The sequence below is a fragment of the Pseudomonas sp. FSL L8-0168 genome (genome assembly GCF_037976155.1).
In the GTDB taxonomy this organism is placed as follows: Bacteria; Pseudomonadota; Gammaproteobacteria; order Pseudomonadales; family Pseudomonadaceae; genus Aquipseudomonas; species Aquipseudomonas paracarnis.
Genome location: NZ_CP150262.1, coordinates 5,109,394 through 5,121,528, shown reverse-complemented (window position 1 = coordinate 5,121,528; position 12,135 = coordinate 5,109,394). Strand labels below are relative to the sequence as shown.

General features: G+C 60.1%; 13 protein-coding genes. 9 read left to right on the top strand and 4 right to left on the bottom strand.

The features are described from left to right. Positions 1-89: 89 nt before the first annotated feature. Positions 90-374 carry a hypothetical protein gene (locus MHH62_RS23650; protein WP_014720450.1) on the bottom strand — a complete coding sequence of 95 codons (285 nt, stop codon included), beginning with the start codon at positions 372-374 and terminating at the stop codon, positions 90-92. A gap of 125 nt (positions 375-499) precedes the next feature. On the opposite strand from MHH62_RS23650, the gene MHH62_RS23645 reads away from it, so the two are divergent. Next, entirely contained in the window at positions 500-1,159 is a 660-nt protein-coding gene (locus MHH62_RS23645; protein WP_073452479.1) for a glutathione S-transferase, read from the top strand. A 96-nt stretch (positions 1,160-1,255) separates the two neighbouring features. Here the strand turns inward: MHH62_RS23645 and argH are convergent, their stop codons facing one another. Beyond that, positions 1,256-2,650, bottom strand: a complete 1,395-nt coding sequence (gene argH / locus MHH62_RS23640) for an argininosuccinate lyase (protein ID WP_032901897.1) — start codon at positions 2,648-2,650, stop codon at positions 1,256-1,258. Positions 2,651-3,151: 501 nt separating this feature from the next. On the opposite strand from argH, the gene MHH62_RS23635 reads away from it, so the two are divergent. The 7 genes from MHH62_RS23635 to MHH62_RS23605 all read left to right on the top strand — a co-directional run bounded on the left by MHH62_RS23635 (position 3,152) and on the right by MHH62_RS23605 (position 9,540). Further along, the gene (locus MHH62_RS23635; RefSeq protein ID WP_198832935.1) at positions 3,152-3,898 is read left to right on the top strand and encodes a LytTR family DNA-binding domain-containing protein; all 747 of its coding nucleotides are present in this window, start codon (positions 3,152-3,154) and stop codon (positions 3,896-3,898) included. Between the two features lie 138 nt (positions 3,899-4,036). Then, complete coding sequence (gene hemC, locus MHH62_RS23630; RefSeq protein ID WP_019819816.1) at positions 4,037-4,978, top strand: hydroxymethylbilane synthase; 942 nt, start codon at positions 4,037-4,039, stop codon at positions 4,976-4,978. Next, entirely contained in the window at positions 4,975-5,733 is a 759-nt protein-coding gene (locus tag MHH62_RS23625; protein WP_014720446.1) for a uroporphyrinogen-III synthase, read from the top strand. The genes hemC and MHH62_RS23625 overlap by 4 nt, the downstream gene beginning before the upstream one ends. A gap of 18 nt (positions 5,734-5,751) precedes the next feature. Then, positions 5,752-6,867 (top strand): uroporphyrinogen-III C-methyltransferase, encoded by a 1,116-nt coding sequence (locus MHH62_RS23620; protein WP_339232016.1) that lies wholly within the window; start codon positions 5,752-5,754, stop codon positions 6,865-6,867. A 5-nt stretch (positions 6,868-6,872) separates the two neighbouring features. Continuing rightward, positions 6,873-8,114, top strand: coding sequence for a heme biosynthesis protein HemY (locus tag MHH62_RS23615; RefSeq protein WP_032901898.1), 1,242 nt, complete (start codon positions 6,873-6,875; stop codon positions 8,112-8,114). Between the two features lie 236 nt (positions 8,115-8,350). Beyond that, positions 8,351-8,872: a disulfide bond formation protein B gene (locus MHH62_RS23610; RefSeq protein ID WP_014720443.1), complete on the top strand. Its 522-nt coding sequence runs from the start codon at positions 8,351-8,353 to the stop codon at positions 8,870-8,872. A 209-nt stretch (positions 8,873-9,081) separates the two neighbouring features. Further along, positions 9,082-9,540 carry an Rsd/AlgQ family anti-sigma factor gene (locus tag MHH62_RS23605; protein ID WP_014720442.1) on the top strand — a complete coding sequence of 153 codons (459 nt, stop codon included), beginning with the start codon at positions 9,082-9,084 and terminating at the stop codon, positions 9,538-9,540. Between the two features lie 54 nt (positions 9,541-9,594). Here MHH62_RS23605 and MHH62_RS23600 read toward each other — a convergent pair whose 3' ends face one another. Continuing rightward, positions 9,595-10,272, bottom strand: a complete 678-nt coding sequence (locus MHH62_RS23600) for an FKBP-type peptidyl-prolyl cis-trans isomerase (RefSeq protein ID WP_014720441.1) — start codon at positions 10,270-10,272, stop codon at positions 9,595-9,597. A gap of 192 nt (positions 10,273-10,464) precedes the next feature. Between MHH62_RS23600 and MHH62_RS23595 the strand changes: the two genes are divergently transcribed. Beyond that, the gene (locus MHH62_RS23595) at positions 10,465-11,655 is read left to right on the top strand and encodes an AlgP family protein (RefSeq protein ID WP_339232013.1); all 1,191 of its coding nucleotides are present in this window, start codon (positions 10,465-10,467) and stop codon (positions 11,653-11,655) included. On the opposite strand, the gene MHH62_RS23590 is transcribed toward MHH62_RS23595, so the two are convergent. After that, complete coding sequence (locus MHH62_RS23590; RefSeq protein ID WP_019819821.1) at positions 11,652-12,116, bottom strand: TIGR02444 family protein; 465 nt, start codon at positions 12,114-12,116, stop codon at positions 11,652-11,654. The two genes, MHH62_RS23595 and MHH62_RS23590, sit on opposite strands and share 4 nt — an antisense overlap. Between the last annotated feature and the right edge of the window lie 19 nt (positions 12,117-12,135).

Genomic DNA, 12,135 nt, shown 5'->3' with positions numbered 1-12,135 from the left:
TCCAGACTTTCTAAAATTTATTAGAGGCTAGCAGGCCATAAGGTGAACGCACTTTGCCGAACTGTCCAGCGTGTTGCTGCGTGCCGGGGTTATTCCTTTTCCGGCGGCAGCTCGGGCAGTGCCCGCAGTGCCGTTTCATACCACTCGGTATTGAAGGCGCGGTCATCTTCGAGCATGGCGTCGATCTCGAACGCCAGCACGTGAGCCATCAGATTCAGGATATCTTCGCGCTCGTAACCCACCAGGGTCAGTTTGTTGAACGTAGCCTTGGCCGCTGGCGGGTTATCGCTCTCGATCTGGTTCTCGATGGCTTCGATCAGCGTGGTCTCGGTGAATTCTTCTTCGTCGTTGTCGATATCGGTCGGCTCGCTCATGGCAGGCTCCTCAAGGAAAGGGCGTCAGTCTACCCCCATTCAGGTGGGTGATGCTGCTGGTCAGGGTGCCCTCGAGGATCTATAACTCTTGCAGCCAACCCCACACCCGGCCTGGAGGCTTTGCGATGCTCAAGCTTTACGGATTTTCGGTCAGCAACTACTACAACATGGTCAAGCTGGCGCTATTGGAGAAAGGACTGCCCTTCGAAGAGGTGCCTTTTTATGCTGGGCAAACTCCCGAAGCCTTGGCGGTAAGCCCCCGCGGCAAAGTGCCGGTGCTGGGTGTGAAGCAGGGGTTCATCAACGAAACCAGCGTCATTCTCGAATACCTCGAACAGACCCAGGAAGGTCCGGCGCTGTTGCCCGCCGACCCGTTTGCGCGGGCTCAGGTGCTGGCGCTGTGCCGTGAGATCGAGCTGTACATCGAACTGCCTGCGCGGGCGTGTTTCGCCGAGGCTTTTTTCGGCATGGCGGTGCCGGAGGCGATCAAGGAGAAGTCCAGGGCCGAGCTGTTGCTTGGGATGGGTACGTTAGGTCGGCACGGTCAGTTTGCGCCTTATGTGGCAGGTGAGAGCTTCACCCTTGCGGACCTGTATTTCATGTACAGCCTGAACCTGGCCTGCGGTGTGGGCGAGAAGCTGTTTGGGCTGGACCTGCTGGAGCAGTTGCCGAAGGCGAAAGCCTTGTTGGCGCGCCTGAATGGGATGCCCAATGCGCAGAAGATAGAGGCGGACAGGCAGGCGGCGATGCCGGCATTCATGGCGATGATTGCGGCCAAGAAATAACCAATGTGGGAGGGGGCTTGCTCCCGAAGGCGGTGGGTCAGCTAAGATTTTCTTGTCTGATACACCGTCTTCGGGAGCAAGCCCCCTCCCACAATTTTAGCGGCTGGCGAGCAATTGCTGGCCGCGCGCGACCGCCGCCTTGACCTGTGCCGGCGCAGTGCCGCCCACATGATTACGGGCATTCACCGAGCCTTCCAGGGTCAGCACGGCAAACACATCCTGCTCGATCTGGTCGCTGAACTGGCGCAGTTCTTCCAGGCTCATTTCCGCCAAGTCCTTGCCGGTGTCCACACCGTACTTCACGGCGTGGCCGACAATTTCGTGGCAGTCACGGAACGGCAGGCCCCGGCGCACCAGGTAGTCCGCCAGGTCGGTCGCGGTAGAGAACCCGCGCAGGGCCGCTTCACGCATGATCGTATGCTTGGGCTTGATCGCCGGAATCATGTCGGCAAAGGCACGCAACGAGTCGCGCAGGGTATCGGCGGCGTCGAAGAGCGGTTCCTTGTCTTCCTGGTTGTCCTTGTTGTAGGCCAATGGTTGGCCTTTCATCAGGGTCAGCAGGCCCATCAGTGCACCAAATACACGGCCGCTCTTGCCACGCACCAACTCTGGCACGTCGGGATTTTTCTTTTGCGGCATGATCGAGCTGCCGGTGCAGAAGCGGTCCGGCAGGTCTATGAACTGGAATTGCGCGCTGGTCCATAGCACCAGCTCTTCGGAGAAGCGCGACAGATGCATCATCGCGATGCTGGCGGCGGCGCAGAATTCGATGGCGAAGTCCCGGTCCGACACGCCGTCCAGGGAGTTGCCGCCCACGGCGTCAAAGCCCAGCAACTGTGCGGTGTACTCACGGTCAATCGGGTAAGTGGTGCCGGCCAGTGCAGCGCTGCCCAGCGGCATGCGGTTGGCACGCTTGCGGCAATCGACCAGGCGCTCGTAGTCGCGGCTGAGCATTTCGAACCAGGCCAGCAGGTGGTGGCCGAAGGTCACAGGCTGTGCGGTCTGCAGGTGAGTGAAGCCGGGCATGATGGTGTCCGATTCACGCTCGGCCTGCTCCAGCAAACCTTTTTGCAGGCGGGTGATTTCGCCCAGGATCAGGTCGATCTCATCGCGCAGCCACAGGCGGATATCGGTGGCGACCTGATCGTTACGGCTGCGACCGGTGTGCAATTTTTTGCCGGTCACGCCGATGCGATCGGTCAGGCGTGCCTCGATGTTCATGTGCACGTCTTCCAGGTCGACGCGCCAGTCGAACGTCCCTGCCTCGATCTCACCGCGGATGGTGGTCAGGCCGTCGATGATGCTGTCACGCTCGGCGTCGGTCAGCACGCCGACCTTGGCCAGCATCGTGGCGTGGGCGATGGAGCCCATGATGTCGTGGCGGTACAGGCGTTGATCGAAGGTGACGGAGGCGGTGAAGCGCGCGACGAAGGCGTCGACGGGTTCACTGAAGCGGCCGCCCCAGGACTGGTTGGTCTTGTCGGTGCTCATGGATTCGCTCGTGATCTGCTTAAAAGAGGCATGAAGGTGTGCCGGCGATCATAACAGGGTTGCCCGTGGAGGCGGTGCTGCGGGTGATCGGCAATTTTATTTGTGTAAGAGATGGCTAAGTGCCTTGCCGCCGACCGCATCCGGGACGAGACTGGGGGCAGGTACTTATTGAAACGATATTTGACGATTGAGCAATGTCGCCTCAGTGAGCGTCTACAGTTGGACTGATAGTGTGTGAATGCACCAAAGTCGGGTGATGCGGTCATAACCAGACTATCCATTAAACAGGGGGGTATTCGGATTGTTTATCAGTGAACCCTACGACGATGCCCGAAGGCAGCGGGTCTTGGGCGCTATTGAACAGGTCCGGGTAAATTTGGGTGCCATTCTCAGGGCACTTTTTGCCGCTCGCGCTAGTCTTAGCGTGGATCGCTGTGACGTCAGTCACCGCACCTGTCTACGCTATCCTTGTGCGAGACTCACGCAGGAATCCAGCGCAATATGAATGTCCTGATCGTTGATGACGAACCCCAAGCCCGCGAGCGACTGAGCCGTCTGGTCAGTGAACTCGAGGGTTATACAGTCCTTGAACCGAGCGCCACCAGCGGCGAAGAGGCGTTGACGCTGATCGACAGCCACAAGCCGGATGTAGTGCTGCTCGATATCCGCATGCCGGGCTTTGATGGCCTGCAGGTCGCCGCCCGCTTGAGCGAACGCGAATCGCCGCCCGCCGTGGTGTTGTGTGCGGTGCAGGATGAGTTTTCTGCACAAGCGCTGGAAGACAGCGGTGTCAGTTTTCTCGTCAAGCCGGCCACTGCCGAAGCCTTGCTCAAAGCCTTGAAAAAAGCCGAGCGTCCCAGCCGCGCCCAACTGGCTGCCTTGACGCAACCGGCTGCGCAAAGTGGTAACGGGCCACGCAGCCATATCAGCGCACGTACCCGCAAGGGCATCGAGCTGATCCCACTCGGCCAGGTGGTTTACTTTATTGCCGATCACAAATACGTGACCTTGCGCCACGAGACCGGTGAAGTGTTGCTTGATGAACCGCTCAAGGCGCTTGAAGACGAGTTTGGCGAGCGTTTCGTGCGCATTCATCGCAACGCGCTGGTCGCCCGTGAACGCATCGAGCGCCTGCAGCGCACGCCCCTGGGGCACTTTCAGCTATTCCTGAAGGGGCTCAATGGCGATGCGTTGATCGTCAGCCGACGCCATGTCGCTGGCGTGCGCAAGATGATGCAGCAGCTTTAGCCCAAGGGTTGCGGCGCGGTCTGCATTCCTTATCCCGGTGCGACGTGGCCAGGGAGGCCCCGCACTTGCTGATTCAAATCAAAGCGTATTTGCCTGAGCTGTTATTATCCGCCGTATCTATTCAGTACGGATTGATCCATGTCCTCTCGCGAAATCCGCATCGCCACCCGTAAAAGCGCCTTGGCCTTGTGGCAGGCCGAATACGTCAAAGCACGCCTTGAACAGGCCCATCCCGGCCTCAAGGTCTCCCTGGTGCCCATGGTCAGTCGCGGCGACAAGCTGCTGGACTCGCCATTGTCGAAAATCGGCGGCAAGGGCCTGTTCGTCAAGGAGTTGGAAACTGCGCTGCTGGACAACGAAGCCGACATCGCCGTGCATTCGATGAAAGACGTGCCCATGGACTTCCCTGAAGGCCTGGGCCTTTTTTGTATCTGCGAGCGCGAAGACCCGCGCGACGCCTTCGTTTCCAACACCTTCGCGTCCCTGGACGAATTGCCGCTGGGCAGTATCGTTGGCACCTCCAGCCTGCGTCGCCAGGCCCAGTTGCTGACGCGGCGTCCCGACCTGCAGATCCGCTTTTTGCGTGGCAACGTCAACACGCGCCTGGCCAAGCTCGACGCCGGCGAATACGACGCGATCATCCTCGCCGCTGCCGGCTTGATCCGCCTGGGCTTTGAAGACCGCATCACCTCGGCCATCAGCGTCGAAGACAGCCTGCCCGCTGGCGGGCAGGGCGCAGTCGGAATCGAATGCCGCACCGCCGACAGCGAAATTCATGCGCTGCTAAAACCTCTCGATCACGCAGACACCGAAGTGCGCGTCACCGCCGAGCGTGCCTTGAACAAACACCTCAACGGTGGCTGCCAGGTGCCCATCGCCTGCTATGCCGTACTCGAGGGTGAGAACCTGTGGCTGCGTGGCCTGGTTGGTGATCCGGACGGCGGTAACCTGCTGACCGCCGAGGTACGTGGGCCGCAACGTGATGCCACGGCCTTGGGGATTCAGGTCGCCGAAGCGTTGCTGGAAAAAGGCGCGGGTACCATTTTGCAAAAAGTCTATGGCGAGGCCGGCCCGCAGTGACCGACTGGCGAGTGCTGCTGACGCGGCCTGCCGAGGAGTCGACGGCCCTGGCGGCGTTATTAGCCCAGAGCGGTATTCACAGCAACTGCCTGCCTTTGCTGGAGACTGAAGCCTTGCCGGTGACCGCAGAGCAACACGCGGTGTTCGGCGCGCTGCCGCGCTATCGCGCCGTCATCGTGGTGAGCAAGCCGGCTGCGCGCCTGGCGTTGCTGCGGTTGGGGGGCAGTGTGCCGCCAATGCCCTGGTTCAGTGTCGGCGCGGCCACGGCCCAGATATTGGCCGATCATGGCCTCAACGTTCACTTTCCCGCCACGGGCGATGACAGCGAGGCCTTGCTTGAACTGCCCGCCTTGCGCGAGGCTATTGCAGCGCCGGGTGCCCGGGTGTTGATCCTGCGCGGCGAGGGCGGGCGTGAGTTGCTGGCAGAGCGTTTACGCGAGCAAGGTGCTAGTGTCGATTACCTGGAATTGTATCGGCGTTTTCTTCCGGTGTATGAGAAGGGCGCGTTGATGCAACGCATCCAGTTGGAACGCTTGAACGGCCTGGTGGTCAGCAGTGGGCAGGGTTTTTTACACCTGCACGCGTTAGCCGGCCCCGATTGGCCAGAGGTGGCACAGCTGCCGTTGTTCGTGCCCAGCCCGCGTGTATATGAAATGGCGCGGGCCGCGGGTGCAGAAAAAGTTGTGGATTGTCGCGGCGCGAGTGCCGCGGCTTTGTTAGTGGCGTTAGGGAGCTATCCCGTTCCCACTCTCTGATACGCAAAGGACGGATACGTGAGCGAAACAGCCTTGCCTAAAGATGAAGCTCAGCCCGCGCTTGATGCGCCGGTCGAGACACCGGTCAGCGCGCCACGCCGTGGCAATGGCCTGGCAGTCGTCGCCTTGCTGTTGGGCGCTGCGGGCGTCGCCGCCGGCGGCTGGGGGATCTGGCAGGTCCGTGCCCTGCAAGCCAGCAGCCAGCACCAACTGGGCCAGGTGCAGACCCTGGATGACCAGTCCCAGAGCCTCAAGCAAGGCCAGCAACAGCTGGCCGCCCGCCTGGCGCAGTTGCCGGGTGCGGATGAGCTGGAAGAGCGTCGCCGCCTGGTCACTCAGTTGCAGGGTGATCAGCAGCGTCTCAACCAGCGTCTGGAAACCGTGTTGGGTGCCAGCCGTAAGGACTGGCGCCTGGCAGAGGCCGAGCATCTGATCCGTCTGGCCAGCTTGCGTTTGTCCGCCTTGCAAGACATCAACAGCGCCCAGTCGCTGGTGCAGGGGGCCGACGAAATTCTTCGCGAGCAGAGCGACCCAGGGGCTTTCGCTGCACGGGAGCAATTGGCCAAGAGCCTGGCCGCGCTGCGCAGCACCGAGCAACCGGACCGTACCGGCCTGTACCTGCAATTGGCTGCCTTGCGTGACCAGGTGGTGCAACTGGCGGCGATTGCCCCGGAGTATCAGCTCAAGGAGCCTGCTTCCCAGGGGCGTCCCACCAGCGATACGCAGAACCAGTTGAGCCAGTGGTGGGAGCAGATCTCCCGTTATTTCCGCATCGACTTCAACCCGGATGACAACATCCGTCCCTTGTTGGCAGGCCAAGGCCTGAACCAAGTGCGGCTGGCCTTGAGCCTGGCGCTGGAGCAAGCCCAATGGGCTGCGCTTAACGGCGAGGCGGCGGTGTACAGCCGCTCGTTGGGAGAAGCGCGCAGCGTATTGCAGGACAACTTCAACCAGGACAACCCGCAGAGCAAGGCGATGCTGGCGCGTATTGCCGAGCTTGAGCCCAAGGCGGTGTCGGTGGTCACGCCTGACCTGGCCGCGAGCCTGGCTGCTGTGCAGGCGTACCTTGAACGCCGTCATCAGTCTGCCGACGAAGCCAAGGCTTCGGCTGGCAAACCGGCGACCCAGGAGTAGAGCTGATGAAGCGTTTCTATGTGATCCTGGTGCTCGCGATTGCGCTCGCGCTGGCCCTGGGTGTGGGCATTTCGAAACACACCGGCTACGTGTTGATTACTTATCCTCACCTGCTGCATTACGAATCAAGCCTGTGGGCGACATTGGTGGCGGTGTTCGCCATTGGCCTGGCGATTTACCTGATCCGCGTGTTATGGAGCCTGGTCAGCACATCCGGTGGCGTGGTCAACCCCTGGTCACGACGCAACCGCAGCCGTCGTGTGCAGATCGCTATCGAGCAAGGCCAGATGGACCTCGCCGAGGGCCGCTGGGCCAGCGCCGAACGCCACCTGCACCGCGCCGCCGAAGCAGAGCGCCAACCCCTGCTGTATTACATCGGTGCCGCCCGTGCGGCCAATGAACAGGGCCGTTATGAGGAATCCGACGGCTTGCTGGAGCGTGCGTTGGAACGCCAGCCCCAGGCCGAACTGGCCATTGCACTGAGCCATGCGCAGTTGCAGATGGACCGTGGCGATACGGAAGGCGCACTGGTCACTCTTCAGGCGATGCATGAGCGTCATCCGCATAACGCGCAAGTACTGCGACAGTTGCAACGTCTGCATCAGCAGCGCGGCGATTGGTCGTCTGTGATTCGCCTGCTGCCTGAGCTGCGCAAGGACAAAGTCTTGCCCGCCAATGAGCTGGCCGAGCTGGAGCGTCGCGCCTGGGGCGAGAATCTGAGCCTGGCGGCCCAGCGTGAAGAGCAAGGCGAAGCAGGATTGCAGTCTCTGGAGCGCGCATGGGAGCAACTGACCGCAGCCCAGCGCCAACAGCCACAACTGGTATTGGCGTATGCCGACCAACTGCGTCGATTGGGCGCAGATGCCAAGGCCGAAGAAGTGCTGCGTGGCGCCCTTAAACGCGGTTATGACAGTCACCTGATCCGGTTGTATGGCCTGCTGCGCGGCAGTGATCCTGCGCGGCAACTGAAGTTTGCCGAAGGCTGGCTCAAGGACCATCCAGGCGATGCCAGCCTGCTGCTGACGCTGGGTCGTCTGTGCCTGCAAAACAGTCTGTGGGGCAAGGCGCGGGATTATCTGGAAAGCAGCCTGCAAGTACAGCGCAATCCCGAAGCCTGCGCCGAATTGGCTCGCCTGCTGGCCCAATTGGGCGATACCGAGCGCAGCAACCAGCTGTTTCAGGAGGGCTTGGGGTTGCTCGACAATCGTCTGCTGTCCTCGCCGCTGCCAGTGCCTGCGCGAGTTTGAAGTAGGAAAGGGTGGATGGGTTGGCTAGGACCGATCTGACACCCAACCCTTCAAACCCTGCAACCCCTCGGCTTAACTGGCTTTGTTACTAATTCCTACTTGTCTTGGCTGATTTTCCTCGGGCCCGTGGCGGGATGTCCTTATGTTTTCGAGGAAAAGTCCGCTCTAGGGCGTATTGAAAGGGGTCGGGCCTTTCCTCTACCGTAGCGACCTATCTCTTGCAGTGCGGATAAACAATGTCTCTGGCCCCTTTACGCTCTTTGTTTTTCCTGGCGTTCATGGCGGGTGCGCTGACGTTGGGCGCGTCTTACTACCTTCAATACGGTGCGCTGCTACGACCTTGTTTTCTATGCCAGGTACAACGCCTGTTCCTCGCCTCTTTTGCCTTGATCAACCTGATTGCCGCGCTTCACAAACCTGGGCGTTCCGGCCTTTGTCTTTATGGGTTGGCGAGCATGGGCTGTGCGTTGCTGGGCGCCATCACCGCAGGCCGGCAAGTCCTGTTGCAGAACAGGCCGGCAAGCCAGGTGGGGGATTGCTGGCCCAGCCTGCAGGACATGCTTGAAAACCTGTCTGTCTGGCAGGCAATGCGCTCGGTGTTCAATGGCACGGTCGATTGCGTTGAAATCAACTGGACGCTGTTTGACTTGAGCCTGCCTGAGTGGAGCCTGCTGTTTTTTGTGGCGATGCTGATCCTGGGGTTCATGCAGGTGTCACGGCTGTTGTTCGGCAGGCATTTGCGCCTCGCAACACCTTGAAAACGAGACTCAGATTGTAGGAGCGGATTAAACACTTGTATGAACATTCTCTCCTGCGTACCTTGAAGCCATAGTCATGCGGGCATAATCTGGCCCGCACGCGTTATCCAAACCGCTTGTCAGACGCGGCCTTGTCCGTCTGCTGCTTCATCCTTGAAGTGTTGCGCAGGTACAGAGCTGCGGCGCCCCAATAGGGAAGAGAGATCATCATGTTGGAAAGTTGTCAGAATGCTCAGGAACGCTGGGGTGGGGTGCACAAGCTGATCGACAGCTGGTTGAAGGCACGTCACGAACTGGTTCGGGCCTTTGATGCTCTCGGCGCCAAGCCCGAAGCGTTGGGCGAGAATCGCAAGCCGTTGCAGGAGTTCTGTGAGGTGTTGGTGGACTACGTGTCTGCCGGCCATTTCGGCGTCTACGAGCAACTGACCAAGGAGGCCGAAGCCTTCGATGATCAGCGTGGCCTGGAGTTGGCTGAGACGCTTTATCCGCGCATCGATGTGATCACTGAAAAGCTGCTGGCGTTCACCGACCTGTGTGATGCCGGGAAATGTGTCGCGGAAAAATTCAAAGAGTTGGGGGCGCTGTTGCATGAGCGTTTCGAGCTGGAAGATTGCTTGATCGAAGTGCTGCACAACGCTCATAAGGAAGAACCCGCCACCCAGGCTTGAAGCTGGTGGCGAGGTAAGAAAAACGGTGCGCATGTCGCACCGTTTTTTTATGGGTCAGTGGCGAGTGCCGATTAGTTCGATCTCGAACACCAGCGGCGTATAGGGGGGGATCAACTCACCTGCGCCGTCTGCGCCATAGGCCTGGGCTGAAGGAATCACCAGACGCCATTTCGCACCCACCGGCATCTGTTGTAATGCACTGCTCCAACCGCTGATCACGCTGTTGAGGCGAAACCATTGCGGTTGCGTACTTTTGTCGAAGACAGTTCCATCAGGCAGTCGGCCCACGTATTTAACCTGCACTTCATCGCTGGCCAACGGCTTGTTGCCAGTGCCGGGTGTCAGCTCGGTGAGCAGGATCCCATCGGCCAACTGACGAACGCCGGCTGCGGCTTTTTCCCTTGAGAGAAATTGCTGCTCGGCAGCGAGTGCTTTTTCGCTTTGAGGTCGTTGGGCGTCGGCGGCGTTCTGCGTTTCGTGCTGCGCGAGGATCTGTTCGATGCGCGCGTTATCCAGCGCCAGTGGCTTGCCTTGGTAGGCTTGCTTGAGTCCGTCGAGCAGGGCCTGTATCTGCAGGTCGGGGACTTCCTGGCGCAACCGTTCGCCAAGGCTTGCGCCCAGGCTATAGGCAAGATCGTGCGGGGTTGCGGCGGTGGTGTTTGACGAGGGTTGCTCGCTTGCATCGGCCACGCAGATCGCCAAGCCGAACACTAGAAAAAGGTAACGCGACATGGGCATTCTCCCGGCGAAAGTGCGACGGATTATGCCAGTGCGAGTGCGTAAAAAGTGGCGCGGTTTTCCGTTATATCGATAAGAATTTTCGCACGCTGCAACGCAACGCAAAGGATACTGTCAACATGCCCTAGCGGCGGTAAGAGCAGAGGGCTAGTATGAGCCGCACCCACGTCAGCCAGGAGGTAAACCATGTCGGCCAAACAGAAGCCTGTAAATACCCCGTTGCACTTGCTCCAACAACTTTCGGGCAGCCTGCTCGAACATCTGGAAAGCGCGTGCTCCCAAGCCTTGGCTGATGCAGAAAAGCTGCTCGCCAAACTGGAAAAGCAACGCGGTAAAGCGCAAGAAAAGCTGCACAAATCCCGCACCAAACTGCAAGACGCCGCCACTGCCGGCAAGTCCAAGGCACAAGCCAAAGCCAAAGGCGCGGTCAAAGAACTTGAAGAGCTGCTGGATGCTCTCAAGGATCGCCAAGCCGAAACCCGCAGCTACATTTCCCAACTCAAAAAAGACGCTCAAGAAAGCCTGAAACTGGCCCAAGGTGTTGGCCGTGTGAAGGAAGCCGTAGCTAAAGCACTGGGTGCTCGTACGCCTGCAAAAGTAGCCGCCAAGCCAACTGCTAAAACTGCTGCTGCCAAACCAGCTGCCAAGCCAGCCGCTAAAACCGCTGCTGCCAAACCAGTCGCGAAGCCAGCTGCTAAAACTGCTGTCGCCAAACCAGCTGCCAAGCCAGTCGCTAAAACCGCTGCTGCCAAACCAGCCGCGAAGCCAACTGCTAGAACTGCTGCTGCCAAACCAGCTGCCAAGCCAGTCGCTAAAACCGCTGCTGCCAAACCAGCCGCGAAGCCAGCTGCTAAAACTGCTGCTGCCAAACCAGCTGCCAAGCCAGTCGCTAAAACCGCTGCTGCCAAACCAGCCGCGAAGCCAGCTGCTAAAACTGCTGCTGCCAAACCAGCTGCCAAGCCAGTCGCTAAAACCGCTGCTGCCAAACCAGCCGCGAAGCCAGCTGCTAAAACTGCTGCTGCCAAACCAGCTGCCAAGCCAGTCGCTAAAACCGCTGCTGCCAAACCAGCCGCGAAGCCAGCTGCTAAAACTGCTGCCGCCAAACCAGCTGCCAAGCCAGTCGCTAAAACCGCTGCTGCCAAACCAGCCGCGAAGCCAGCCGCTAAAACCGCTGCTGTCAAACCGGCTGCCAAGCCAGCCGCTAAACCTGCGGCTGCTAAACCAGCCGTGAAGCCAGCCGCCAAGCCAGCGCCCGCAAAGCCAGCCGCTCCAGCAGCACCCACTGCCACCCCGGCAGCAGCCACCGCTCCAACTGCATCGGCCAGCAGCACCCCTGCACCGGTAGCGCCAAGCACCACCCCAACCAGCGCTTCCTAAGTGTTGGTGGCCATGACGCGCAATTGCAGCAGCGCGTCGTGGTCAAGGTTGGCGGCTTCGGTCGCCAGGCCTTCAAGCCAGTCTTGCTGATCCACCACCTCATTGATCGGCCATGTCTGCGCCAGCGCTTCCAAGCGCGCCAGCAACGTTCTTTCGGCCTCCAGCTCCAGTGTCTTGATCTGCTCGCGTAGCGATGCCAATTGCGCATCCTGCTGGGCCAAGGCTCGCCATTGCACGCGCACTTGTCGTAGCGGTTCGACTACCTGCACCCGCCACGGATGAGCCATCTGTTGCAGTGCCTGAACGCGTTCGGGCTTGTACGCCACACCTCGTTGCTCCAGCCAAGCACCACACAACAACAGGCACACGTCTGCCCCTTGCTCCTGCAAGCGCAGGCACGCGGCCTCCACGCCTGGGCGGGCATAGGTCGAAAGGGCAAAGCTCCACAGGTCAGCGCACATATTCACACCCAAGCCAGCG